Source organism: Streptomyces sp. NPDC045956, assembly GCF_056430705.1.
This window is the reverse complement of sequence record NZ_JBWKKZ010000006.1, coordinates 86,357-110,436: the sequence shown is the minus strand read 5'-3', so window position 1 is coordinate 110,436 and position 24,080 is coordinate 86,357. Positions and strand designations below refer to the sequence as shown.

Here is a 24,080-nt window from a genome sequence, read left to right as displayed (position 1 = left end):
CGAAGGATCTCGGCACCGGTGCATCGCCGCCCTGCCCCCTCGCGCGGCGGGCCGGCCCGACACGAGGCACTCCGATGCGACCCGGTGCGGCTGACCACGAGGCCATGTCCCGCCCGGACCGGGCGTCCCACTGCCGCCTCGTCAGCCTGTCGACATGACGGAGCGCGTCGTGCACCTTGGGGCGCTCCGACGCGGGTCTACCGTGATCAGTGCGGAGCAACGACAAAGAGCGGGACCCAGTGAGACTGGTTCCCGCTCTTCATACTTGGCCGCTACGCAGGTCAACCACATCATCGTGCTGGTCGACGCGAAGTGCCCCCGGCAGGATCCGAACCTGCGCACACGGCTCCGGAGGGCAGATGCGTGCACCGCTTCTTGGCAGGTCAGGGACACGGGGGCAGCGGGCCCACGGACTCTCGTCCATCCCTTGTCCACACCTACGCAGCAGACTTTGACGCGGGTGTACTACTCCTGCTTAGCGCGCACCCACGTGACCTCTACAGCCGGATTGCCAACCTTGGGTAGCTTGAAAGACTCCCAACCGGCGCTACCGAAGACACCGTCAAGGACTTGGGTTACGGCACGAGCCGCCCAAGTGTTCTGTTCCTTAGTGGTAGAGAAAGGCGCAAATGGTTCCAGAAACGTAATTACACCTCTCCAGGGTTTGCCTCGACCTGTGAGTTCAGCCATGAGTCGCTCATCCTGCTTAACGCGTTCAATGGCGCTCTTAATGACTGTGGCTGAGACGTCGATAGTTCCGTTATCGACATCTGCGGAGACGGCCTGACCGCCAGCATCCTGGACTGCCTTCTGCAACTGTTGATCCAGCTCACCTCGCAAAAGTGAGGCGTAAGTCTCAATGGGCTCAGTACCGCCCTTATCGAGCAGTTCGATGTCGCGTGCGAAGTCGAGAACGCGAACTGGAATCGGATACTTAGCGCCGCCTACGCTCGACCAAGTGACACCATGACCGACCAGTGGCTCGTTCAAAAGCGAGGAGAGCAGGTCATCGGAGAAATGAGCGTTGGCCTTCTTGAGTGCCGTAAGGTCCACTGCACTGAGCAGGTGGAATACGAACCAGTTGTCTCCCTGGCTTAGTAGGTCAGCCGAAAGACTGCCTGGCTGCTGAGTGATCAGCACAGCTCCGAGATCGTACTTGCGCCCCTCTTTGACCCAAGCGACGAACGGGCTGTCGCCCGTCATAGAGGCGCCGTTGAGAACGCTTTGAGCTTCTTCGAGAACTGCGATGGTGGGAATCGTTCGAGGTTCTGCAGCCGTAAACTCTTCTTGATTGTGCTCGAAAATGTGCTGCATGAGAACGCCAGCCAGGTTGAGCCCCTGTGATCCCCTCATTCGAGAGATGTCTACGATGCACAGCTTTCCGTCGCTGAGAGCGCGCAAAAGAGCGTCAAGCAGACGCGAAGACGGGTCGTGAAGTTGACGGACGACACGCACCATATTCGCACGTGCAGCCAGCGCTTCAATCTCTTGGTTACCCGTCAGACCAATAATCTCGCTGATGGTGTCAAGTGGTGTCTCATGCGCTGATCCATGAACAGCGTCTACGAGGCGCCTCCACTTATCGGCGCTTAGCTGCCTAAGTTTCTGAACGTTCTGCCGCTCCTGCTGCTCCGGACCAAGAACTAGCGAAATAACCTTGGCGGCAGAAAGTTGTCGAATGTCGAGCTTCACCCCGTCAACGACAAAGGAACCGTAGACACTGCTAGGCGCTTTCCGATCTGTGAACAGCGCTAGCCGATCACGGAGCCCCGGAACATCGCACAAGCCAGGTCGGCCTTTATCATCAGGCCAGAAGTACTCGCCATCAGGGTCAAAAACCACCGTTCCAACGGGGACCCTACGCCCGCCACGCTTCGGAACTGAGGGCGCTTCTTCCCCCGCATATAGCCCTGAGAAGAGGAGCTTGACCAGGTTACTCTTTCCGAATCCGGCTCGGGCAAATACAAAGCTACGTCGCGCAACGAGTTGGGCGATATCGAAGCGCACAACGACGTCGGGTTTCTGAACAACCATCCATGGCTCGTGGGAAAGCCGAGGGTCGGAGCCCGACCAGATAAATTCACCCAGGGCGAAGAACCCCAAGTCGGCACCAACTATGTCGGAGCCGGCAACGGCTCGAAGTACATCTGGCGAGAGAAAGGCTACCTTGGAACCAACGTGTGGCACACGTCGGTGGCTCGCTACGACATCGAGCCCGTCGCCTCTGGCACGAACGACACCGAGGATTCGGATGTCGATTTTGTAGCGGAGGTACTGATCACGAAGATCTTCGGGGATAGGGCGATCGTCCTGAACGGCGCGAACCGCATAGTCTTCTCCAGAAGTAGAGGCCAGTCGCCCCTGAGCGCTCACAGACGTGACTCGTCCCAGGACTGCCTCATGCTCAGTCTCCAGTGCAACTAGCACAAACTGTCCGTGCATCGCGCTCGATTGAAACTCGCTACGATAGGGGAGGACCAGATCGGCGTGAAACTCCAAGCCGTTGCCAGAGAATCCGCGAAAAACGCCAACGATGTGATCGCGATGAAAGAGCTGCATGTAAATGCTCCGGAAGTTGAGGTGAGGCCTGGTCTATGAGTACCTGCGCGAAGCAATGTCTGTATAGGCCAGCATCAAGCCGTCGAGGATCTTTTGTCGCGTTGCATCTCCTAGGAGCCCTCTGACTGCTGCAGCCAGTTCATCGCGCAAGATGTCCATGTCCAGGCCCACAACGTGGGCGTGCTCGTCTGCCCGCTGCAGGCACAGGGGGTAGAAGGGGACTGGAAAGCCTTCTACTGCATCGCCAAGAAGAAATCCGAAGATCTTCTGTGCATCAGCCGATTGTGCGTGAAGGAGGTCCGCGGTCCATACTGGGTCGCTTTGTGCAGATCCAAATCGAACGAAATGCATCGAGCCGATATTGAACTTCGGGTCCTCTTTGGAATCACCATCGGAATCTGCGACGGGTGCCCTAATGTATTCCGGCCACTTGTAGGCCTTCTGCTGCAGTTCCATCGGCACGGCGGCAAATAGTGGGTGTCCAGACGGGAACACCTCCTGGACACTCATGGCTGTGGCGTAGCGCTGCAATACCTCTGTTCTTTTAGCGATTCCTACGAGGAACACATCTCGTCGTCGACGCGACTTAGTTTCATCTATGGATTCCATGATGCGGTGATACATCTGCACGAACAGATCACCACGAAAGATCTTTGAACGCAGCAGACCGTCACGCACGATCAACGTGTCCGATCCCCACTTGGTCCTTGTGATGAGCTGATAAAGTACGGCCCATTCGCACAAGTCTCGGTAGACCAGAGGCCAGCCGGGACTCTTTTTCTCGGGATCATTGTTGAGCATCGGGCTCAAGGCGTACAGAGAGTCGCACCCGAGGTCGCGCATGAGAACGCCTAGCGGATCATCCGGCCTCGCGAGGTCAAGGTGCCAAGACGCTAACTCTGCCAGATCGGTGTAGGGGCTGACCACCTTGGTGAGGAGTTCCACTCCATGGCTATCCATTACGCGAACTACCTGAAGCTCGAATGGGTTGAACTCCGCGCGATTATTACCGCCGTCGCTAGCTACGAGCGAGATTGAGGTGGTAGTGCGTGGTTGAATTCTAACTGCGGCATGCCGCATCGGCTCAATCTCCGAGAGTAGCTGGTCGAGCAGCCAGCGATTCTCGATAGTCGTGCGTTTGACTTCCTCACGCAGCCTTGTAATCGACTCCGCATCGAACATAACCCCCCCAATACTTGTTACTTAGCCCTCTTTGCCCACACGTCTACTTCGCCAATGTATCCGCCAGTTGCCGAAAATTGATCCGCCTGCCGGCGCCCCGATGGAGCGACCCCCGCCGATTTTATGGTCGTGATGGTCCAAGATTCGGAAGCCCGCAGCGATTCCTTGATCAAAGCGGCGGGATCTCTCTTGAGGCTTGGTAGAGATCCGAACCTTATTACGAGCTTCGCTGATTCGTGGCAAGCCTCTGCAGCCTTCTGCCATACTGCTGACAAAGCTTCAATGAAATCATTTTCTCGCTTGCCTCCGATTTGCCCATTCTCCGAGTATTCGACATCTGGGGAGCCGCCGATGAACCAATTTCTCAACCATTGGTCGGGTACGTAACTACGCATGCCAAAATATGGAGGGCTAGTTACCACCCAGTCAAAGGGATTATCTCCGCGAATCTTCTTTCCCTCTAGGGCATCGCGGCTGTCGCCGTTCTCAACATGGGAATCGACTTGGGGAGGAAGATCGGCGAGTGTAAACAGTGCCCGACGTCGCACAAGGTCGATGACCGAAACTTCTTCCGGAGCCATTCCCCGCTTCTTCCAGAAACGTACTGCGGCCGCAGGCTTCGTCGCGTAGGTTCGTGGCATTTGATTGCTGAAATAGCTTGGTAGGTTTTTCGTTCGTGGTCCGTGCAATACACCCATCAGGAGTGCTCGAAGCAAATGCAGGGCATCTTCATCCTCCGGCAATGTTCCCAGATTGGATGAATCGAGGAGATGGCCTCTAATGCGGCAGATATCTTCTAGCGTTTGAGGTGCGTAAGCCCAATCCCAAAACTCCCCCTCAGGGACTGCCTCGCGGGGTGCCGGCGTATTGAGGGCTCTCTCCGCCAAATCCGTCACCGCATCGGGGGTAGCCCAGCTGACCTTCGCCTTGGATAGATGTGCTGCGACAGGTGAGCTATCTACTCCGGCACATTCCAGACCGAGTAGACGCGCCGCGAAAAGTGTGGTTCCTCTTCCGGAAAAAGGATCCAGTACCCTCTGCCCCTTGGCTGCAGATGCCAATACGCGAAGGGGAAAGCTGAGTGGAAACATTGTGTAGTAAGGACAGATCGCGTTCAGGCGCAAAGCCGGGTGTGTGGCTGGCAGAGCGTTTAGTTCTCTGCTCGTGCGGAACCGGTTCAACGCTACAGAGGCTTGTGGAAAGAGCGCCGGCGCAACGGCGCTGACTGGCGTCACCAGTGCCGCCGGAGAGGGAGAGAGCCGCGGGGCCCGCTGACCTCTCGGTGTAGGTATGGACGCGGCGAGCGCTGAGTCACGTGACTACCTCCTGGTCTGCCATGGCCAACGTGAGTCCAAAGGCTGCCAGTTGGCTTGTGTATTGCCAACATGACTCTGCGTGCCGGTGCTGTCGTTCACGATGCCATCAACTAGGTGAAGCCGCCACCAGTCCATCCAAGTTGCTCTGCATGGGGCTGGCGGAGACGGCTACGTGAAGGTCGGCGGAGCGGGTTTGGCCGGTGGCCTGCCCAGTCTGGGGTCGAGCATGATCAGGGGGCCGTTCGCTAGTTGGCAACTCGGGCAGTCTTTGGACCTGCCCGGAATTTGGTCGAGTGGCCCCCTGGTCTTGCTCGACGCGGGCCCCGGACTGGGGAGGTGGCTAAAGCCGTAGAGCCGACCGCCCCAACCACAGAGAGTGTCTTCTCCCCACTTTCGCCCGCAGCCGCCGAGCGCGCCGTCGGGCGCGGCCAGCCGGGGCGAAGACAGGAGGCGGGCCGCGCCGCAGAGGCGGCGCGTGCCCGCGCCGTGCGCGGGCCTTGAACCCGTGGAGAAGGTTGTAACTCAGTGGGATTCAGGTGCTGGTTGACCGGTCCGGTCCTCTGGTTGCTGTGATCCTGCGTGCTTATTCTGCTGCGTGCTGAAGTGCCTGGGCCACCTGGTCGGCGTCGTCGGCGTTCAGCAGGATCTCTTGTGTCCAGAAGATCGAGAGCCTGATGGTGCCGTCGTGCAGGTGCACGGCTACGTCGACTTCTGTGCCGTGGCCGGCTGCGTCACGGATGCCGTCCAGGCCTGGGTCGCTGGCGAACGCGCTCATGCTCCGATGCTCCACAGCGGGGCGTCGTACTGGCCCGGTCGGCTGTGGAGGAGAAGCCGGCGCAGCTCGTCCCGCTGGGAGCCGCTGAGGTTCAAAACCTCGGTGAGGTGGCGGAACGTCGTGTGGGTCGCTCCGCGGGCTCGGGCCTCACTCTGGAACTGGTCGAGTCGGGACAGTACGTCGTCGGGGTCCAGCTTCGTCGGTGGCCGCTCAGTGAGCCATGCTGCCTTGTTGCGTTCGTAGTCGATCTCCGAGAAGCCGCAGATCTCGCGGCTGTGTGACTCGGCCTCGTCCAGGGTGGCGGTCGTCATGATGGCGCGGGCCAGGCTGTTGCGGCTGACCGCGTCGTCCAGGTCGACTTCGTGGACCGTGGGTCCTTCGTCGGTGAGGGGGACGGGAAGGCCGGCGTCGCGCACCTCGCAAATGCCGCGGGCTCCTCGGGCTGTTGCGGCGAGCATGGCGGTGGCCTCTGAGGGGTGCCATTCCAGGATGCTGCCGATCGTCTCTACATCCTCGGCCGTGAAGGTGTGGACAGACGTGTCGAACAGGGGGCGCAGGTCGTCGGGGGAGATCTCACCGTCCAGACCGGGGCCTGTGACGAGGAGGCGGATCGGGGCGTTGACCTGGCAGCAGGCGGCGAGGGTGAGGGCGTCGGCGAGTGGGCTCTTGAGGGTGGGTTCGTCGCCCTGGGCGAGGATGTCGCCGCCGACGTCGAGCAGATCGATCGATGCCGGCGCCAGGTGGGACACCAGCTCTTCGAGTTGGCGGGTGATGCCCTCGGCGCCGTGGTGCGGGTCGAGCAGGGCCAGTGTGTGTGGGAGCTCTGCCGCGAGTCGGGGGAGTGTGGAGCCTGCCGGGGCGATCGGCTGGGCCTCGGCCGGCACCGACCAGACGGACTGAGTGACGGGTTCGAGTCCCGTGAAGCTGTCGGCTCCTCGTGGTCCCGGGAGTGGGTCGATCAGGAGGCGGTCCCACGCGTACGTGAGGATTACCGCCTGGTCCTCGTCGCCGTAGAGGGCGGCGTGAAGCATGGCGGCGGCGACTGCGTCGCCCCCTCCTCCTGCTGCGACGATCAACCGCGTCATGCGCTCAGAGTACGGGTTCAAGGGTTGGCCACTCACCCTATAGTGGCCAAAGGCCATAGCCACTTGGACGAGGAAGGGAGGGGAGATGCCGCAGATCGAAGAGGCTCAACCGAAGTATCTCCAGATCGCCCACTATATTCGTGACCAGATCCTTCGGGGTGACCTGCGGCCGGGGGACGAGGTTCCCTCGGAACGGCAGCTCGCCGCGGACTGGAAGGTGTCCCGGCCCACGGCTGCGCGGTCGTTGGAGGCGCTGAGTCATCAGGGCCTGGTCGAGAAGCGTCAGGGCTCGGGGACGTACGTGCGCAGCCTCGAAGTGAACCGGCGCGCACGCGAGTTGTACGGACGCGCACGGCAGACCGGGAAGATCTACACGCCCGGAGAGTACGCGGTGATCACCTCGACCGGGTGGCTGGAGGCTCCGGACTACGTCGTCGAGGCGCTGGGGCTGGTGAAGGATCGCCGAGCCGTGCACCGCCGGCGGGTGACGAACAACCAGGACGGCCCGATCAACCTGTCCACTTCGTGGTTCGCTGCGGATGTCGGCCAGCGGGCACCCAAGCTCTTGGACCCCGAGCGGATCCAGGAAGGCACGCTCATGTACGTCGAGCGGATGACGGGGCGTCAAGGCAGTTACGCGGAAGACCGGATGTGCGCTCGTGCTGCCACGGATGAGGAGGCGGACGACCTGCGGTTGGAGCCGGGGTCCGCGGTCCTCATCGTCCATCACGTCGTCTTTGACCTCCAGGACCGTCCCCTGGAGTTCGCCGAAGCCACCTACCCGCCGCACCGCTGGGCGTTCGAGCAGGGCTACCCGCTCACCTGACGACGACTCGCCAGTTCCGGCGAACCGCTTGCACCTCTCAAGTGGCTAATGCCACTATCCAGGAAGTGGCTAAGGCCACTTGAGGAGAAGGGGGCACGACGTGACGAGTCGGCGGCCGGTACAGGGCGCGCGGTTAGCTTGCCGGGGGTGTCGGGGGCGTGGATGGAAGCGCGACGGCTCCCGAACGGCGCTGGCGCTCTCCACGGCCAACGACCGCGACCGTGCCACGTCGAAGCGGCGCTGCCTCGACTGCGACGGCAGCGGCAAGGAGTGAGCACGCATGGCCTACACGATCGACCGCCACCCCTGTGAGGACTCACCGCGGCTCGGAGCGATGACCTTGCATCCGGAGCCTGAGTCCGTGTCTCGTGCGCGGCGCTGGTTCCGGAAGTTCATCGCCCCGTACAGCCCGGCCTGCTCGATCGACGACTGCACGCTGATGATCTCGGAGCTGGTGACCAACGCCATCTGCTACGGGAAGTCGGATGACCCGTGGTTGGTGCGGGTCGAGTGGTACCGCGAGGAAACCTCGCTCCGCGTCGACGTGCACAACCCGGGCTTCCCGGCGAACGTGCGGCTGAGGCATCCGGAGGCGAACGACGCTCACGGACGGGGGCTGCTCCTGGTCGACTCCATCGCGGATTCCTGGCGCTTCGGGCCCAGCGATCTCGGCGGAACGGTCGTCTCCTTCGTGGTCGCCGATGCCTGGCCGGCGTGACGGGATAGCTCACCTCTCCTACTGTCACTGTGAAAGTGTCGCTAGGCTGGTTGACCAGTTGACTTGGCCAATCCCGACAGGCGGCGTTCATGGCGTATGAAGTGGAGCCACCGAAGTACGTGCGCCTGGCGCAGACGCTTCAGCAGCGCATCGAGGACGGCACGTACGCGCCCGGCACCCGCGTACCGAGTGAGAACCAGCTGGTGCAGGCATTCGGAATGTCCCGCCCGACGGTCGTCCGAGCGCTGGAGCTGCTGAAGCGGGACGGCTGGCTCGAGTCCCGGCAGGGGTACGGCACGATCGTCCGCGGTCGACCGGAAGTCGTCGAGCAGAAGGACCGGCGGGGGCGTGAGGCGCTGGAGCGCGATGAGACGCAGGGTGCGGGGCGGCTGATCGAAGTCGGGCGTGTACCTGTCCCGGCTCGGGTCGCCTCGGCGCTCGGCCTGCCGAAGAAGACCGAAGTCCTCATGCGTCGCTTCCTGGTCGAGGAGGACGGTGAAGCTGTCGAGCTGGTCTCGTCGTACTTCCCCGCCGGCACGGTCGAGGGCACTGAGCTGGGGACCGACGAGCCTCTGAGCGAAAGTGTCCGCGAACACCTCGAAACGCGGAAGAAGGTCCGCTTCGACCACGTGGTCGAGCGTGTGTCGGCCCGGCTGCCCGAAGCGAGTGAAGCCGAACTGCTGGATCTGCCGGACGGTATGCCCGTGCTGAGTGTCCTGGTCGTCGCCTGTGACGCCTCCGGCCGGTCCTTGCAGGTCACTGACGTGCTCCTGCCTGCTGACCGGCAGGAACTCGAAGACACCTACCGCCTGAGCTGAGCCCCGTCCGGGAGTGAAACCCCGCGATAGCAGCTTGACAAGTCAACCTGGCATCCTTTGGTTCGGACTTGCTAAGTCAACTTGTCAGGTCGACGAGTTGATCAACTCTCAGAAGGAGCAATCCCTGTGCGTGTAATCCGCGTTGACGCCTCGGCCGCCACGATCCTGCTCACCGAAGCTCCGGCGCCGAAGGTGCGCGACCGGCAGACCGGTGAGATCGCCAAGGATGCGATGACCGGTGAGGCGCTGATGACCGTCGGCGTCGTCTACATCGATGAGGGCGAGTCGTCGCTGATCCAGGTCACCGTCCCGGAGAGCGGCGTGACCGAGGGCCTGACGGTCGGTGCTCCGGTCTCGCTTCCGGGACTGGTGGCACGGCCTTGGCAGAGCGTCTTCAACGGCCGGGAGCGGCACGGCATCGCCTACCGGGCGACCGCCGTCGCTCCGGGTGCCTTCTCGATGGCTCAGGCGGGCTGACCGCCGTGACGGATCTGGTGACGTGGGCCGAGCTGGGCGGTTCGCTCGCTGCGATAGGCGGCGCCGCCTACGCCCGGCACGCCCACCCGGCGGCGTACTGGTCCGCGGTCGGGCTGCCGCTCTCGGTGGTCCGGCTGCTGGCCTCGTACTCCTCGACCATGGACGCCTGCGGCCTGACCGTCGAGCCGTCCCGATGGCGGGTGCTGGCCGTCCGGGCGACCACCCGCCGTGAGGTCCGGCCGGTGCCTCCTCGCCGGGGCGTCATCCGCCCGACCACGACAGGCCTGCGCATGCGGCTGCGGCTGGCTCCGGGACAGGAGCCGGCGGACGTGGCGGCCTCCGCCGAACGCCTCCGGCACGCCTGGGGCGTCCACGCCGTCCACGTGCGGGACGTCAAGCCGGGCGTCGTTGAACTGCGGCTCGTCGGCTTCGACGTGCTGCGGAAGGTGCGGATGCCCCGTCGTCTCGACGGCGGCCCGCTTCGGATCCCGGTGGCGTTACGGGAGGACGCGACCGCGTTCGTACGGGACTACCAGGCCGTGCCGCATGAACTGGTGCTCGGCGCAACGCTCTCGGGCAAGTCCATGTACCTGCGGAACCTGTTGACCGGGCTCGCTGCTCAGCCGGTGGCCCTGGTCGGCATCGACTGCAAGCGCGGGGTCGAGCTGGCGCCCTTCGCGCCCCGGCTCTCCGCCATGGCGACCGACCCGGACCAGGCGGCCGAGCTGCTTCCCGCGCTCGTGAAGGAAATGGAGGACCGATACGACCTGATCAAGGCCCGGCAGGGCATCGCGCCCGGCACTCCGGAAGAACTGATCACCTCGGACGTCTGGGGACTGCCGAAGGGCGAACGCCCGGCCCCGATCGTGCTGTTCATCGACGTGGTGGCCGAACTCTTCCTCGTCGCCACGCGGAAGGAGGAGGTGCGGCGGGACGAGATGGTCACCCAGCTCATCCGGCTCGCCCAACTCGGCCGGGCCGCCGGGATCTACCTCGAAGTCTGCGGCCAGCGCTTCGGCTCCGAGCTGGGCAAGGGCGCGACCATGCTCCGCGCTCAGCTCACCGGCCGCGTCTGCCACCGTGTGAACGATGAAGCCTCGGCCAAGATGGCGCTCGGCGACATCGCCCCTGAGGCGGTCCTCGCGGCCTGCGCCATCGCCGCCGAGCTGCCCGGCCTGGCCGTCGTCGGCGATACCTCCGGCGGCTGGTCCCGCATCCGCACCCCCTACCTCTCCCTCGCCGACGCCGCGGCCACCTGCCGCGCCACGGCGGACCTCGCCCCCGACGTACCGGCACTCCACCCCTTCCGGCCGTACGTCCCGCCGATGCCGGTAGAGGCGTCCGGGCCCGTAGCCACGGCCCGCCCGGTCACCGAGTAAGCGCACCCACCCATGGCCGGCACGGCCGTTCCGTGCCACGTCCCTACCCCTCCATGCCTGGAACCGGAAGGAGCTGCGCTGTGCGTGCCCTGTCCGTCCGCATCGACGCCGTACTCGTCCAAGCGCTGATCGCTGCCGCGCTGTCCTTCGCCCACCTGCACGACCTGGCGCTGGCCGCCGGACAGGACGGTTGGAAGGCCTGGGCCTACCCGGTCTCCGTCGACCTGCTGTTGGTCGCAGCCTGGCGGCGGCTGCGCTCCGGTGAGGCGAAAACGGCCGGGTGGTGCTGGTTCCTCGTCGCCCTGACCGCCTCGCTCGGCGCCAACGTCGCCACGGCCGGACTCCTCGACCTCGACGACGTGCCGGACTGGCTGCGCATCCTCGTCGCCGGATGGCCCGCGATCGCCTTCCTAGGCGGAACGCTGCTCGCCCACGGAGCAACCGCGGACGCCTCGACGGGGGAACGCGGGTCGGCCCCGGAGCCCAGCGCGCCCGAAGCGCCCGCCGCTGCAGCTGAGTTGCCCGCTGCGAGGCCGGAACCGGCTCCGCCCTCCACGCCCCCGGTCCCGCCGGCGCTCGTCACGCTCGCACGCAAGGTCGCCGACGAACACCGCGCCCGCACCGGAACGCCCATCGACACCTCGACCCTTCGCGCCCGGCTCGGCGTCCCGCTGCCGCTGGCCGAAGCCATCTCCGCCCACCTGACCTGACCCGGAGGACTTCCCCCCCCGTGCGCCCGTCCACGCTCCGCGCGCTGAAGCGCGCCGCCGAGCTGACCCGACAGAACCGCCTCACCGAAGCCGTGCTCATCGCCGAGCCCGTGATCCTCGCCGCCGACGAGTACGAGGGCGACGAGATCTTGCGCTGGCTGGCCGAACACGTCACCGACTTCACCGGCGAAGGCCCAAAGGAGACCCTCTGATGACCACCAACCGCCGCTTCCGCCGCGTCGTCCGCATCGGCCCCGTGCAGGTCGCCACCTACTACGACGGCCGCGGCCGCGGCCGCGAGAAGCACACCGCAGCCTGCACGGCTCCACGCTGCGGCTTCGCCACGGACTACGACAGCCGCGCCGCCGCCGAGCTCGCCGCCCGTACCCACCGCTGCGCCATCCGCTGAGGGAGCTCCCGTGACCGTCTCGCTGCCGCTCGTCTTCGTCCTGGGCGTCATCGCCTGGGCCGCGATCAAGTTCCTCGGCGTCCGGCTCTGGGTCGCCATCGTGATCGCGCTCTTCGGCTTCTGGCTCTCGCACACCTTCCTCGCCCCCGCCATCGAGTCCGGCACCCGTTCCGGGGTCGACGTCGTCAATGGCACCCACGAGTGACAAGGAGATCCGTCGTGTTCCGTCCCAAGCTGCCCGACGTCCCGACTCTGCCGACGCCGACCGTTACGCATCAGCAGACACAAGCTTCGGTTGCCTCGGCCGGTCGTCCGATCGCCCCGTACGTGGGCATCGGTGCCGGCACGGTCGCCGCCGTGGTCGTCGTCGGGATCGTGCTCACCGCGCTCCTGGCGGCGGTCGCCGTCTCGGCCGTTTCCGTGGCCATCGCCGCCGTGGTCCTGCGCTCGCTCGTCAACGGCGCACACCAGCGCTGACCGGCCGCCGGGGCGGCAAACGCCGCCAAGCATCCCGCCGCCCCGGGGCCGTCCCTTCCGAACCGTCACGACAGCCGAAAGGAACTCCCATCATCACCCGGCAGACTCCGCCTCCGCTGGCGGAACTCTCCATGTTGGCCTCCCTCGGCAACCTGCCCGAGCTGGGCCGCCAACTGTCCGGCCTGGGCGGCTGCACCCGCCCGGTACGCCTCGACGGCCACCGCACCGAGTACGCGGTGGACCGGACGACCGGGGAGATCGGCCGCGTCCTGCACCACCTGGACTCGTCGGCCCTGCCCGCCGGTCAGCTGCTCGTCCGCTGCAACAACCGACGCGCCACCCGGTGCGCGGCCTGCGCCGAGACCTCCCGCCGCGACACCTACCACCTGATCACCGCCGGACTCCACGGCGGCTAGGGCACCCCCGAACGGGTCGCCACCCACCCGCGCGTTTTCGCCACCTTCACCGCCCCCGGCTTCGGCCCGGTCCACAACCGCCCCACTGGCAGGCGCCCCTGCCGCTGCGGATCAGCCACGACGACCAGGACCCGGCCCTGGGTACACCCCTCGACCCGGACACGTACGACTACGAAGCGGCCGTGCTTTGGAACGCGCACGCCGGTGCCCTCTGGCAACGCTTCTCGATCTACCTCCGCCGGGAAGTCGCCAAGCGAGCCGGCCTCACCCAGCGGGCCTTCCGCGACCATGCCCGGGTCTCCTTCGCCAAGGTGGCCGAGTACCAGAAGCGTGGCGCCGTCCACTTCCACGCGGTAATCCGCCTCGACGGCCCGGAAGGCGGTGAGACCGCGCCCCCGGCCTGGGCGACGGCCGAGCTGTTGACCGACGCCATCCGTGCTGCCGCCGCTGCCGCTCGCGTCGACGGCCCGGAGGTCGACGGCCGGCCGCACACCTTCGTCTTCGGCCGACAGCTCGACGTCCGTACGATCCGCTCTGCCGACTTCGGCGACGGCCAGGACCTGACCGAGCGGGCCGTAGCGGCGTACGTCGCCAAGTACGCCACCAAAGGCGCCGAGACAGCGACCGGCACCCTCGACCGGCCGATCCGCTTCCTCGCCGAGCTGGCACAAGCGAGGATCACTGACCACGCCCGGCGCATGATCCGCACCGCCTGGACCCTGGGCGCACGCACCGACCTGGCAGACCTCCGCCTGCGGGCCTGGGCCCACATGCTCGGCTTCCGCGGCCACTTCTCCACCAAGTCCCGCCGCTACTCCACCACCCTCGGCGCCCTCCGGGATGCCCGCGCCGCATGGCGCCGCGCCCAAGCCGATTTGGCCGTCGACACCCCCCAGGAAACGACTCTCGTCCTCGCGCACTGGGTTTTCGCCGGAACCGGCCTCTCCGGCGCTGAAAGCTGGCTCGCCGCCACCCTCGAACCCGCTCCCGGAACGGAAGGAGAACCGACATGGACCGCCGACGCGACGAACTCATGACCGTTCCGCAGATCCTTGCCGAGCTGGGTGGGGTGTCCCGGCGCACCTTCTACCGCTGGCGCGAATTGGGCCAGGGCCCCGCTGCGTTCAAGTTGCCCAATGGGGAGCTCCGGGTGTGGCGGAGTGACTTCACCACGTGGCTGCGGCAGTTGGAGGCGGCGGCGTGAAGTCCCTCGACGTGAAGGTCTGGAGCGTCCGTAGGCGGGACACCAAGACGCCCTCGTACGGGGTTCGCTGGTCTGTTGCGGGCAACGTCTTCTCGGAGTCCTTCCGGACGAAGGCGCTTGCCGACCACTACCGCACGAAGCTCATGCGCGCGATGCGCGACGGCGAGGAGTTCGACACGGAGTCGGGCCTTCCGGCTTCGATGGAAGAGAAGAAGTCGGCCGTGTCGTGGTACGCCTTCGCTCTCAGGTACCTCGCCATGAAGTGGCCCCATGCCGCCCCCAACACACGGGACGGCATCAACGAAGCCCTTACCAGCGTGACGCTGGGGCTCCTCGACGAGCGCGCCGGACGGCCGTCCGACGAGGTGATTCGCAGAGCACTGCGCAACTGGGCCTTCGTGCTGCCTGGGCCCGATGACCGGGAAGTCCCGGACGACGTGCGGAACGTTCTCCACTGGGTGTCCAAAGCGTCCCGGCCGCTCGCCGATCTTGCAGAACCGGCCACGGCTCGCGCGGTCCTCGATTCGCTGAAGCTCAAGCTCGACGGCACGGCGGCAGCGGCGGAGACGGTGCGGCGCAAGCGTCGGACGCTCGTCAACGCCGCGAATTACGCCGTCGACCTGGGGGAGTTGCGGGAGAACCCGATCACGGCTGTCCGCTGGCAGAAGCCGAAGGTGTCCAACCAGGTCGATCCGCGGGTCGTCGCCAACCCGGAGCAAGCACGAAACCTGCTGGCGGCGGTTTCCTACGTGGGCGGGTACCGGCGTGCCCGTGGTCGTCGCCTCGTGGGTCTGTTCGCCGCCATGTACTTCGGAGGTCTCCGGCCGGCGGAAGCGGTCGGCCTCGTCGAGACGGACCTGAACCTTCCCGGGCAGGGCTGGGGCTCGGCGCTGCTCCACCGGACCCGTCCGTCCGTTGGCAAGCAGTGGACCGACTCGGGGGAGACCCATGACGACCGCGGGCTGAAGAACCGGCCGACCGAGGACGTGAGGCGGGTGCCGATCCCGCCCCACCTCGTCGCCGTGCTCCGCGAGCACCTGGCTACCTTCGGCACGGCGGACGACGGGCGGCTGTTCTTCAGCGAGAAGGGCTCGGTCGTCCCGTCCTCGACCTACTACCGCGTGTGGCAGGAGGCCCGGCTCCTCGCGCTTCCGCCGGCCGTCGCGGCCTCGCCGCTCGCGAGTCGGCCGTCCGACCTCCGGCACTCGGCGCTGTCGACGTGGCTCAACGCCGGCGTCGACCCGACCGAGGTGGCCGAACGCGCCGGCAACAGCGTCGAGGTCCTGCTGACCCGCTACGCGAAGTGCCTCGACGGACGGCAGGACGTCGCCAACCGCCGCATCGAGGATTTGCTTCGCGAGTACGAGTGAGACAACCCGCACCCACACCGAGGCTCCAGGCATGCCGCCTGGGGCCTCCGCCTTGACCGTTTCCCCAAACACCGAGCCCGCGCCGAGATATGGTGGGATACGTGAGCAACTACTGGGGCTGCCCAGAGTGTGGGCACTTGACCCTCCGTCTTGAGGACAAGGACGGCCACTGCGATGTGGCGACATGCGAGTACGACCAGTGCGGCTACTTCGATGAAGGCGTCCCCGAGTAACTGTCAGGCCTCGCAATCCTGAGCAGCCGCGCTGTTACAGGGCGATCGCCTCTTGTAAGGATTATTCGTGACCTCGTATGTCTGCCCCAGTTGTGACGTTGACTTTGGCTACCCGCAGGGCCTGACCATCCATCAGGAGCTTGGCTGCGAGTGGGGCGACGACGGGACCGGCGGCGACACCAAGTACTGCTGCGGCATGATCTATGAGGATGGCGAGTCCACCTGTCGCAGCTGCGGGGAGCCGCTGTAGCTCTGCCCCGCTCAGCCGGATAGCCTCACTCATTCACAAGGAGCCTTTCTAGCGCCGTGACCGCATAGGTCCACCGATTGGGCGCGAATCGCTCCTGGACGCTTGCGTGCGCCTGACGTGATCGCTGACATGTTCGAGTAGGGGCTCGACGTGCTCTCGCGGATGGCGGCCGAACACCTCGTTGCCGTTCCCACCGGGCTGCGGCGTAGGCGTGGCAGTTGGGGCCAGTCCCTCATGTCGGCGATCTAAGCACTCGAGTGGCGCGGAGTTCACGGTTGGGACCGTGCCAGCTGCCTGCCTTGAAGGCAAGACAGGCTCAGCGACAGAAAGGGCCAGCGGCCTGCGACGATGCTCCAAGATCCCGTCCACGCCTCGTCCACAGACCCCGACATACGCCCGCTCCGAGCGGCACACAGCTGCACAAACGCGAAGACCCCGGCCTCAGCGTTTCCGCTGGTGACGGGGTCTTTGGGCGCCTAATCCAAGGTGCCCCCGGCAGGATTCGAACCTGCGCACACGGCTCCGGAGGCCGTTGCTCTATCCCCTGAGCTACGGGGGCGTGTCTGTCGCGGTGGGTGTTGCTCGCGGCGACGGGTAGAACACTACCAGCTCCGCCGGGGTGTTCATGAACGGGTTTTCGCGGGTCGCGCCGCCTCCCGGGGGTGGGGTGCTTCGCGGGTCGCGGCGCCCCCCCCCAGGGGCGTCAGGCGCGGGGGGTGTCGTCCCCTGCGCGGGGTGGAAGTGGGGAAAACCCGGACGCGGTGGCCGGTCCGGACCTACTCTCGAGTGGTGCCTAGGGCGTCCGGCCGGATTCTCGTTGTCGACGACAACAAGGTCATCCGGCAGCTGATCAGGGTCAATCTCGAGCTCGAGGGCTTCGAGGTCGTGACCGCGGCCGATGGTGCCGAGTGTCTTGATGTCGTCCATCAGGTGCGGCCCGACGCCGTCACGCTGGACGTGGTCATGCCTCGCCTGGACGGAGTGAGAACCGCCGCTCGGCTGCGGGCCGATCCGCGGACGCGGGACCTTCCGATCGCCATCGTCAGCGCCAGCAGCCAGTACGAGGCCGAGGCCGGGTTCGAGGCCGGGGTCGACGCCTTCCTGTCCAAGCCCTTCGAGCCCGCCGAGCTGGTCTCGCTCGTACGGCAGTTGGTGGAGCGGCGTACGGCCCGGGGGAGTGCGGCCGCGTTGCGGCCGGTGCTCGGCGTGGCCGGGGAGAGCGAAGCGTCTGCGCGGGCCAAGCCGGCCGGGTGAGCCCTCGCGCCCCTGCGGAGCGTCCACATCCCGGGACCGGGGCCAAACCGGCTCGCTCACCCACCCCCCTCCTCCCCTACGCTTGACCCGTGACCCCCGTAGAGCTCTCCCGCACCGTGCTGCACGCGGTGCGTCGTGCCGTCGACGCTGGTGAGCTGCACGTGAGCGTTCCGGCACGGGCCGTGGTCACCCCGCCGGGGCCCGGCGGATGCGGCGACTACGCCACCAACATCGCCCTCCAGCTGGCCCGGCCCGCCGGGCAGCCGCCGCTCAGGGTCGCCGAGGTGCTGCGGCCGTACCTCGCCGACGCTGACGGCATCACCGACGTCGTCCTCAGCGGACCCGGTTTCCTCAACATCAGCCTGCACGGCGCCGCTCCCGCCGGTCTCGTCGAGGAGATCCTGCGACGCGGGGCGCGGTACGGACACGCCGACGGGCCCGACGGAGGAAGGGCAGTACAGCTGCACTGTGCCGGTGACGTGCGTGCCGTCGTCGTGGGCGACGCCGCGGGGCGCGTCCTGCGGTCGCAGGGTGCGCTCGTGCGGGTCACCGCGGAGGCCGTCGAGCCCGAGTGGGCCGCCCTCCTCGGGGTGCGCGTCGACGCGGTCGGCCCGGCACCCGCCGACCTGCCGGTGACCGTGCGGCCCGTCCCCGCCCCGGCGGACCCGCTGCCCCTCGGCCGGGACGCCGCCCGCTGGGCGCTGCTGCACCCCGCCGCCCACGACAGGCCCCGGATCGGCGACGAGCACCTCGCCCAGCGCGAGGAGAACCCCCTCTTCCGCGTGCGCTACGCCCACGCCCGCTCCCGCGCCGCCGCGCGCAACGCCGCCGACCTCGGGTTCGCCGCCGAGGCGGGGCCGGTCGCGGACGCCCGGGAACTCACCGCCCTCCTCGCCGACCACCCCCGCGTCCTCGCCGCCGCGGCCGCGCACCGCGCACCCGACCGGCTCGCCCGGCACCTCGTCACCGTCGCCGACGCCGCGCTGCCCTTCCTGCCCACCGTGCTGCCCCGCGGTGCGGAGAAACCCTCGGCCGCCCACCGCGCCCGGCTGGCCCTCGCCGAAGCCGTCGGGGCGGTGCTGGCCGGCGGCCTGTCCCTCCTCGGCATCGACGCACCCGACCACCTCTGAGAGAGCACAGAAGACGCCATGAGCCGTTCCGCACACCCCGCCGGGCCCCGTCACGCCGACGTCCTCACCGAGGGGCACTACTCCGCCCCGCCCGCCGACCTCAACGTCCTCGACCCGAAGGTCTGGGCGCAGACCGTCGGGCGGGACGCCGACGGTGTCGTCACCGTCGGCGGGATGACCGTCACGCAGCTCGCCGAGGAGTACGGCACCCCCGCCTACGTCCTCGACGAGGCCGACTTCCGGGCCCGGGCGCGGGCCTGGCGCACCGCCTTCGGGGCCGACGCCGACGTGTTCTACGCCGGCAAGGCGTTCCTGTCGCGTGCCGTCGTGCGGTGGCTGGACGAGGAGGGGCTCAACCTCGACGTGTGCTCGGGCGGCGAACTCGCCACCGCGCTCTCCGCCGGGATGCCCGCCGAGCGCATCGCCTTCCACGGCAACAACAAGTCGCCGGAGGAGATCGAGCGGGCCGTACGCGCCGACGTCGGGCGGATCGTGCTCGACTCCTTCCAGGAGATCGTGCGCGTCGCCCACATCGCCCAGTCGCTGGGCAAGCGGCAGCGCGTGCAGATCAGGGTCACCGTCGGGGTCGAGGCGCACACGCACGAGTTCATCGCCACCGCCCACGAGGACCAGAAGTTCGGCATCCCGCTGGCGGGCGGGCAGGCGGCGGAGGCCGTGCGGCGGGCCCTGCAGCTCGACGGGCTGGAGGTCATCGGCATCCACTCGCACATCGGCTCGCAGATCTTCGACATGTCGGGCTTCGAGGTCGCCGCCCACCGGGTCGTCGGGCTGCTCAGGGACATCCGCGACGAGCACGGGGTCGAGCTGCCCGAGATCGACCTCGGCGGCGGGCTCGGTATCGCCTACACCAGCGACGACGACCCCCGCGAGCCGCACGAGATCGCCAAGGCGCTGACCGAGATCGTCACCCGGGAGTGCGAGCGCGCGCGACTGCGTACGCCCCGCATCTCCGTCGAGCCGGGCCGCGCCATCGTCGGGCCCACCGCCTTCACGCTGTACGAGGTCGGCACCGTCAAGCCGCTCGACGGGTTGCGCACCTACGTCTCCGTCGACGGCGGCATGTCCGACAACATCCGCACCGCGCTGTACGACGCCGAGTACAGCGTCGCCCTCGTCTCCCGCACCTCCGACGCCGAGCCCATGCTCACGCGCGTCGTCGGCAAGCACTGCGAGAGCGGCGACATCGTGGTGAAGGACGCCTTCCTGCCCGGCGACCTGGCCCCCGGTGACCTCATCGCCGTCCCCGCGACCGGTGCGTACTGCCGGTCCATGGCCAGCAACTACAACCACGTGCTGCGCCCGCCCGTCGTCGCCGTACGGGACGGTGAGGCGCGGGTCATCGTGCGCCGGGAGACCGAGGAGGACCTGCTGCGTCTCGACGTCGGCTGAGTCCCGGCAGGTCACGCGCGGGGGCGCGGCGGGGGCGGAAGATCTTTCGTCGTCCGCCCCTGCGAAAATGAAATAAACGTCTCACGATCCGGACGAAAGGCAGAAAATCCCGTCCGGTGCGTGAGACTGGTTCCACCGTAGACGGTATGAGGAAACGAGGTCGGATGATGCGTACGCGTCCGCTGAAGGTGGCGCTGCTGGGCTGTGGAGTGGTCGGCTCAGAGGTGGCGCGCATCATGACGACGCACGCCGACGACCTCGCCGCCCGGATCGGGGCCCCCGTGGAGCTCGCGGGCGTGGCCGTGCGCCGGCCCGACCGGGTGCGGGAGGGCATCGACCCCGCCCTCGTCACCACCGACGCCACCGCCCTGGTCAAGCGCGGTGACATCGACGTGGTCGTCGAGGTCATCGGCGGCATCGAGCCCGCCCGGACGCTCATCACCACCGCCTTCGAGCACGGCGCCTCCGTCGTCTCGGCGAACAAGGCGCTCCTCGCCCAGGACGGCGCCGCCCTGCACGCCGCGGCGGGCGCGCACGGCAAGGACCTCTACTACGAGGCCGCCGTCGCCGGTGCCATCCCGCTGATCCGGCCGTTGCGCGAGTCCCTCGCCGGCGACAAGGTCAACCGGGTGCTCGGCATCGTCAACGGCACCACCAACTTCATCCTCGACGCCATGGACACCACCGGCGCCGGGTACCAGGAGGCGCTCGACGAGGCCACGGCCCTCGGGTACGCCGAGGCCGACCCGACCGCCGACGTGGAGGGCTTCGACGCCGCCGCGAAGGCCGCCATCCTCGCCGGGATCGCCTTCCACACGCGGGTGCGCCTCGACGACGTCTACCGCGAGGGCATGAGCGAGGTCACCGCCGGCGACTTCGCCTCCGCCAAGGAGATGGGCTGCACCATCAAGCTGCTCGCCATCTGCGAGCGGGCGGCCGACGGCGGCTCCGTCACCGCGCGCGTGCACCCCGCGATGATCCCGCTCAGCCACCCGCTGGCCAACGTGCGCGGCGCCTACAACGCGGTCTTCGTGGAGTCCGACGCCGCCGGTCAGCTCATGTTCTACGGCCCCGGTGCCGGCGGTTCGCCGACGGCCTCCGCCGTGCTCGGCGACCTCGTCGCCGTCTGCCGCAACCGGATCGGCGGCGCGACCGGCCCCGGCGAGTCCGCGTACGCCGCGCTGCCCGTCTCGCCGATGGGCGAGGTCGTCACGCGCTACCACATCAGCCTCGACGTGGCCGACAAACCGGGCGTGCTCGCCCAGGTCGCGACCGTGTTCGCGGAGCACGGTGTCTCCATCGACACCGTGCGGCAGTCCGGCAAGGACGGCGAGGCATCCCTCGTCGTCGTCACCCACCGCGCGTCCGACGCCGCCCTCGGCGGTACGGTCGAGGCGCTGCGCAAGCTCGACACCGTGCGGGATGTCGCCAGCATCATGCGGGTTGAAGGAGAGTAACCAGCAATGACCCACCAGTGGCGCGGAATCATCGAGGAGTACCGGGACAGGCTGCCCGTCTCCGCCAGCACGCCCGTCGTGACGCTCCGCGAGGGCGGCACCCCGCTCGTGCCCGCGCAGGTGCTCTCCGAGCGCACGGGCTGCGAGGTCCACCTCAAGGTCGAGGGGGCGAACCCGACGGGGTCCTTCAAGGACCGCGGGATGACCATGGCCATCAGCAAGGCCAAGGAGGAGGGTGCGCAGGCCGTCATCTGCGCGTCCACCGGCAACACCTCCGCCTCCGCCGCCGCGTACGGCGTGCGGGCCGGGATGGTCTCGGCCGTCCTCGTGCCGCAGGGCAAGATCGCCCTCGGCAAGATGGGCCAGGCCCTCGTGCACGGCGCGAAGATCCTCCAGGTCGACGGCAACTTCGACGACTGCCTCACGCTGGCCCGCGCGCTGAGCGACAACTACCCCGTGGCGCTGGTCAATTCGGTCAACCCGGTGCGCATCGAGGGGCAGAAGACGGCCGCCTTCGAGATCGTCGACATGCTCGGCGACGCCCCCGACATCCACGTCCTGCCGGTCGGCAACGCGGGCAACATCACCGCGTACTGGAAGGGCTACCAGGAGTACGCCGCCGACAAGGTCAGCACGAAGGCGCCGCGCATGTGGGGCTTCCAGGCCTCCGGCAGCGCCCCGATCGTGCGGGGCGAGGTCGTCAAGGACCCGTCGACCATCGCGACCGCGATCCGGATCGGCAACCCCGCCTCGTGGGACTACGCCCTCGCCGCGCGGGACGAGTCCGGCGGCGCCATCGACGAGGTGACGGACCGTGAGATCCTGCGCGCCTACCGGCTGTTGGCCTCCCAGGAGGGCGTCTTCGTCGAGCCCGCCTCCGCCGCTTCGGTGGCCGGCCTGCTGAAGGCGGCCGAGCAGGGCAAGGTCGACCCGGGGCAGCGGATCGTGTGCACCGTCACCGGCAACGGGCTCAAGGACCCGGACTGGGCCGTCGCCGGTGCTCCGCAGCCGGTCACCGTGCCGGTCGACGCGGCGACGGCGGCCGAGCGGCTCGGCCTGGTCTAGGGGCCGGGCCCGTCCCGCCGGCGTACGAGGGCGTAAGCGACGCCCGAGCGGGAAAGCCACGTACAGGGGGTGCACGGGGGGCTTACGACACGCATCGTGCGCCTCCTGTGCGCCCTATGTCGCCGAAGAACCTTCCTTCGATAGGCTGTACCGAACCCGCCCGCCGCATATGCCGCGGCGCCGCGCCGTCTCCGCGGTCGCAAGGTGGCCGGCCGCGGTCGGCAGGGATCGGCCGTTCGACAGGCAGCGGCGACCCGGGTTCCGTACGTCATCGAATGTCATTCGACAGTCACGCAGCTCAAGGAGAGTCATCGAGCGATGGCCGGTCCAGCGTTCCGCGCCGCCGCCGTCAGGGTGCGCGTCCCCGCCACCAGCGCCAACCTCGGCCCGGGCTTCGACGCCCTGGGCCTGGCGCTGGGCTTGTACGACGACGTGGTCGTCCGGGTCGCCGACTCCGGGCTGCACATCGACATCGCGGGTGAGGGCGGCGAAACCCTCCCGCGCGACGAGAAACACCTGCTCGTACGGTCCCTGCGCACCGCCTTCGACCTCCTGGGCGGGCAGCCGCGGGGCCTGGAGATCGTCTGCGCCAACCGCATCCCGCACGGCCGCGGCCTCGGCTCCTCCTCCGCCGCCATCTGCGCCGGCATCGTCGCCGCCCGCGCGGTGACCATAGGCGGCGAGGCCCGGCTCGACGACGCCGCGCTGCTCGACCTCGCCACCGAGATCGAGGGCCACCCCGACAACGTGGCGGCCTGTCTGCTGGGCGGTTTCACCCTGTCCTGGATGGAGTCCGGCGCCGCCCGGGCGATCAGGATGGACCCCGCCGATTCCATCGTTCCGGTGGTTTTCGTGCCCGGGAAGCCGGTACTGACGGAGACCGCGCGCGGACTGCTCCCGCGCTCCGTCCCGCACGTCGACGCCGCCGCCAACGCCGGCCGTGCCGCGCTGCTCGTCGAGGCCCTGACCAGGCGCCCCGAGCTGCTGCTGCCGGCCACCGAGGACCGCCTGCACCAGGAGTACCGCGCCCCGGCCATGCCGGAGAGCGCGGCACTGGTGGAGAGGCTGCGCGGCGACGGCGTACCCGCGGTGATCTCGGGCGCCGGCCCCACGGTGATGGCACTGGCCGACGCCGACACGGCCGACAAGGTCGAGGCGCTGGCCGGCACGGAATGGGCGGCCAACCGGCTCAGCCTGGACCAGCAGGGTGCGTGCGTCCTGCCGCTGGCGACCTCCGGCGACACATAAAAAGCGTGCGGTTGCCGGATTTCGAGAGGGGGAATGTTTGTTGGATCCGGTAGTGTTAATCTCAAGTCTGCACCCGACCCCACCATGGCGAGGTGCCTCGTGTCCCCGTCCGGGACAGACATTCTTCCGGGAGCCCCCCAAGCCGCATTGTGTGGTGGACGCCGTACGTGATCAGTACGGCCGACACGGACACTGAGCGGCCCGTCGGGCACGTTTCGGAACCGGTGCGACCACGCCGCGTGACACAGACACTGGGTGCCACGGCCGGGGGGCGCGCCATCACCAGATATCTCTTCCGCCGTTCAGGCGGAC

At 67.5% G+C, this 24,080-nt stretch carries 24 protein-coding genes, 1 tRNA gene and 2 pseudogenes; 20 read left to right on the top strand and 7 right to left on the bottom strand.

The window, feature by feature from the left end; all coding sequences use genetic code 11:
- Positions 1–465: 465 nt before the first annotated feature.
- The 6 genes and pseudogenes from AC07FV_RS17500 to AC07FV_RS17475 all read right to left on the bottom strand — a co-directional run bounded on the left by AC07FV_RS17500 (position 466) and on the right by AC07FV_RS17475 (position 6,917).
- Complete coding sequence (locus AC07FV_RS17500) at positions 466–2,559, bottom strand: ATP-binding protein (protein ID WP_479088175.1); 2,094 nt, start codon at positions 2,557–2,559, stop codon at positions 466–468.
- 33 nt (positions 2,560–2,592) lie between these two features.
- Positions 2,593–3,741, bottom strand: a complete 1,149-nt coding sequence (locus AC07FV_RS17495) for a hypothetical protein (RefSeq protein WP_479088173.1) — start codon at positions 3,739–3,741, stop codon at positions 2,593–2,595.
- A gap of 17 nt (positions 3,742–3,758) precedes the next feature.
- Entirely contained in the window at positions 3,759–4,637 is an 879-nt protein-coding gene (locus AC07FV_RS17490; RefSeq protein WP_479088616.1) for a hypothetical protein, read from the bottom strand.
- 48 nt (positions 4,638–4,685) lie between these two features.
- Positions 4,686–4,832: pseudogene (locus AC07FV_RS17485) on the bottom strand (DNA methyltransferase); the annotation flags it as partial.
- Positions 4,833–5,640: 808 nt separating this feature from the next.
- Positions 5,641–5,832, bottom strand: coding sequence for a hypothetical protein (locus AC07FV_RS17480; RefSeq protein ID WP_479088171.1), 192 nt, complete (start codon positions 5,830–5,832; stop codon positions 5,641–5,643).
- Positions 5,829–6,917 (bottom strand): DUF1152 domain-containing protein, encoded by a 1,089-nt coding sequence (locus AC07FV_RS17475; RefSeq protein WP_479088169.1) that lies wholly within the window; start codon positions 6,915–6,917, stop codon positions 5,829–5,831. The genes AC07FV_RS17480 and AC07FV_RS17475 overlap by 4 nt, the downstream gene beginning before the upstream one ends.
- An 85-nt stretch (positions 6,918–7,002) precedes the next feature.
- On the opposite strand from AC07FV_RS17475, the gene AC07FV_RS17470 reads away from it, so the two are divergent.
- The 14 genes and pseudogenes from AC07FV_RS17470 (at position 7,003) to AC07FV_RS17405 (ending at position 16,204) form a co-directional block, all read left to right on the top strand.
- Complete coding sequence (locus tag AC07FV_RS17470; RefSeq protein ID WP_019527047.1) at positions 7,003–7,743, top strand: GntR family transcriptional regulator; 741 nt, start codon at positions 7,003–7,005, stop codon at positions 7,741–7,743.
- 280 nt (positions 7,744–8,023) lie between these two features.
- The gene (locus tag AC07FV_RS17465; RefSeq protein ID WP_479088166.1) at positions 8,024–8,461 is read left to right on the top strand and encodes an ATP-binding protein; all 438 of its coding nucleotides are present in this window, start codon (positions 8,024–8,026) and stop codon (positions 8,459–8,461) included.
- A gap of 89 nt (positions 8,462–8,550) precedes the next feature.
- The gene (locus tag AC07FV_RS17460; protein WP_479088164.1) at positions 8,551–9,279 is read left to right on the top strand and encodes a GntR family transcriptional regulator; all 729 of its coding nucleotides are present in this window, start codon (positions 8,551–8,553) and stop codon (positions 9,277–9,279) included.
- Positions 9,280–9,405: 126 nt separating this feature from the next.
- A complete protein-coding gene (locus tag AC07FV_RS17455) occupies positions 9,406–9,756 on the top strand; it encodes an SCO3933 family regulatory protein (protein ID WP_024884492.1) in 351 nt (116 codons plus the stop codon).
- A gap of 5 nt (positions 9,757–9,761) precedes the next feature.
- Positions 9,762–11,135, top strand: coding sequence for an FtsK/SpoIIIE domain-containing protein (locus AC07FV_RS17450; RefSeq protein WP_479088162.1), 1,374 nt, complete (start codon positions 9,762–9,764; stop codon positions 11,133–11,135).
- Between the two features lie 80 nt (positions 11,136–11,215).
- On the top strand, positions 11,216–11,845 hold the full coding sequence (locus AC07FV_RS17445; RefSeq protein ID WP_479088160.1) for a DUF2637 domain-containing protein: 630 nt from the start codon (positions 11,216–11,218) through the stop codon (positions 11,843–11,845).
- A 20-nt stretch (positions 11,846–11,865) separates the two neighbouring features.
- Positions 11,866–12,057: a hypothetical protein gene (locus tag AC07FV_RS17440; protein WP_358873514.1), complete on the top strand. Its 192-nt coding sequence runs from the start codon at positions 11,866–11,868 to the stop codon at positions 12,055–12,057.
- Entirely contained in the window at positions 12,057–12,254 is a 198-nt protein-coding gene (locus tag AC07FV_RS17435) for a mobile element transfer protein (protein ID WP_479088158.1), read from the top strand. The genes AC07FV_RS17440 and AC07FV_RS17435 overlap by 1 nt, the downstream gene beginning before the upstream one ends.
- A gap of 10 nt (positions 12,255–12,264) precedes the next feature.
- Positions 12,265–12,459: a hypothetical protein gene (locus AC07FV_RS17430; RefSeq protein ID WP_358873513.1), complete on the top strand. Its 195-nt coding sequence runs from the start codon at positions 12,265–12,267 to the stop codon at positions 12,457–12,459.
- Positions 12,460–12,473: 14 nt separating this feature from the next.
- Positions 12,474–12,731 carry a SpdD protein gene (locus AC07FV_RS17425; protein ID WP_479088156.1) on the top strand — a complete coding sequence of 86 codons (258 nt, stop codon included), beginning with the start codon at positions 12,474–12,476 and terminating at the stop codon, positions 12,729–12,731.
- 131 nt (positions 12,732–12,862) lie between these two features.
- Positions 12,863–14,184, top strand: a pseudogene (locus AC07FV_RS17420) (replication initiator).
- Complete coding sequence (locus AC07FV_RS17415) at positions 14,157–14,351, top strand: helix-turn-helix transcriptional regulator (protein WP_031039432.1); 195 nt, start codon at positions 14,157–14,159, stop codon at positions 14,349–14,351. Before AC07FV_RS17420 ends, AC07FV_RS17415 begins: the two are co-directional and overlap by 28 nt.
- Positions 14,348–15,721 carry a tyrosine-type recombinase/integrase gene (locus AC07FV_RS17410; protein ID WP_479088154.1) on the top strand — a complete coding sequence of 458 codons (1,374 nt, stop codon included), beginning with the start codon at positions 14,348–14,350 and terminating at the stop codon, positions 15,719–15,721. Before AC07FV_RS17415 ends, AC07FV_RS17410 begins: the two co-directional genes overlap by 4 nt.
- 300 nt (positions 15,722–16,021) lie before the next feature.
- Positions 16,022–16,204 (top strand): hypothetical protein, encoded by a 183-nt coding sequence (locus AC07FV_RS17405; protein ID WP_479088152.1) that lies wholly within the window; start codon positions 16,022–16,024, stop codon positions 16,202–16,204.
- Between the two features lie 487 nt (positions 16,205–16,691).
- Here the strand turns inward: AC07FV_RS17405 and AC07FV_RS17400 are convergent.
- A tRNA-Arg gene (locus AC07FV_RS17400) sits at positions 16,692–16,763 on the bottom strand.
- A 230-nt stretch (positions 16,764–16,993) separates the two neighbouring features.
- Between AC07FV_RS17400 and AC07FV_RS17395 the strand changes: the two genes are divergently transcribed.
- The 6 genes from AC07FV_RS17395 to thrB all read left to right on the top strand — a co-directional run bounded on the left by AC07FV_RS17395 (position 16,994) and on the right by thrB (position 23,768).
- On the top strand, positions 16,994–17,458 hold the full coding sequence (locus tag AC07FV_RS17395) for a response regulator (RefSeq protein ID WP_479088150.1): 465 nt from the start codon (positions 16,994–16,996) through the stop codon (positions 17,456–17,458).
- A gap of 89 nt (positions 17,459–17,547) precedes the next feature.
- Positions 17,548–18,588 carry an ArgS-related anticodon-binding protein NrtL gene (gene nrtL / locus AC07FV_RS17390; protein WP_479088148.1) on the top strand — a complete coding sequence of 347 codons (1,041 nt, stop codon included), beginning with the start codon at positions 17,548–17,550 and terminating at the stop codon, positions 18,586–18,588.
- Positions 18,589–18,606: 18 nt separating this feature from the next.
- Positions 18,607–19,998: a diaminopimelate decarboxylase gene (gene lysA, locus AC07FV_RS17385; protein WP_479088146.1), complete on the top strand. Its 1,392-nt coding sequence runs from the start codon at positions 18,607–18,609 to the stop codon at positions 19,996–19,998.
- A 164-nt stretch (positions 19,999–20,162) separates the two neighbouring features.
- Positions 20,163–21,455 (top strand): homoserine dehydrogenase, encoded by a 1,293-nt coding sequence (locus AC07FV_RS17380; RefSeq protein ID WP_383646477.1) that lies wholly within the window; start codon positions 20,163–20,165, stop codon positions 21,453–21,455.
- A 6-nt stretch (positions 21,456–21,461) separates the two neighbouring features.
- Positions 21,462–22,520 carry a threonine synthase gene (thrC, locus tag AC07FV_RS17375; protein WP_479088144.1) on the top strand — a complete coding sequence of 353 codons (1,059 nt, stop codon included), beginning with the start codon at positions 21,462–21,464 and terminating at the stop codon, positions 22,518–22,520.
- A 318-nt stretch (positions 22,521–22,838) separates the two neighbouring features.
- Entirely contained in the window at positions 22,839–23,768 is a 930-nt protein-coding gene (gene thrB / locus AC07FV_RS17370; RefSeq protein WP_479088142.1) for a homoserine kinase, read from the top strand.
- The last annotated feature ends 312 nt before the right edge of the window (positions 23,769–24,080 follow it).

Coding starts and splice junctions, on each gene's coding strand:
- AC07FV_RS17500 (WP_479088175.1), bottom strand. CDS start 2,559: ATGCAGCTCTTTCATCGCGATCACATCGTTGGCGTTTTTCGCGGATTC.
- AC07FV_RS17495 (WP_479088173.1), bottom strand. CDS start 3,741: ATGTTCGATGCGGAGTCGATTACAAGGCTGCGTGAGGAAGTCAAACGC.
- AC07FV_RS17480 (WP_479088171.1), bottom strand. CDS start 5,832: ATGAGCGCGTTCGCCAGCGACCCAGGCCTGGACGGCATCCGTGACGCA.
- AC07FV_RS17475 (WP_479088169.1), bottom strand. CDS start 6,917: ATGACGCGGTTGATCGTCGCAGCAGGAGGAGGGGGCGACGCAGTCGCC.
- AC07FV_RS17470 (WP_019527047.1), top strand. CDS start 7,003: ATGCCGCAGATCGAAGAGGCTCAACCGAAGTATCTCCAGATCGCCCAC.
- AC07FV_RS17465 (WP_479088166.1), top strand. CDS start 8,024: ATGGCCTACACGATCGACCGCCACCCCTGTGAGGACTCACCGCGGCTC.
- AC07FV_RS17460 (WP_479088164.1), top strand. CDS start 8,551: ATGGCGTATGAAGTGGAGCCACCGAAGTACGTGCGCCTGGCGCAGACG.
- AC07FV_RS17435 (WP_479088158.1), top strand. CDS start 12,057: ATGACCACCAACCGCCGCTTCCGCCGCGTCGTCCGCATCGGCCCCGTG.
- AC07FV_RS17415 (WP_031039432.1), top strand. CDS start 14,157: ATGGACCGCCGACGCGACGAACTCATGACCGTTCCGCAGATCCTTGCC.
- lysA (WP_479088146.1), top strand. CDS start 18,607: ATGAGCCGTTCCGCACACCCCGCCGGGCCCCGTCACGCCGACGTCCTC.
- AC07FV_RS17380 (WP_383646477.1), top strand. CDS start 20,163: ATGATGCGTACGCGTCCGCTGAAGGTGGCGCTGCTGGGCTGTGGAGTG.
- thrC (WP_479088144.1), top strand. CDS start 21,462: ATGACCCACCAGTGGCGCGGAATCATCGAGGAGTACCGGGACAGGCTG.
- thrB (WP_479088142.1), top strand. CDS start 22,839: ATGGCCGGTCCAGCGTTCCGCGCCGCCGCCGTCAGGGTGCGCGTCCCC.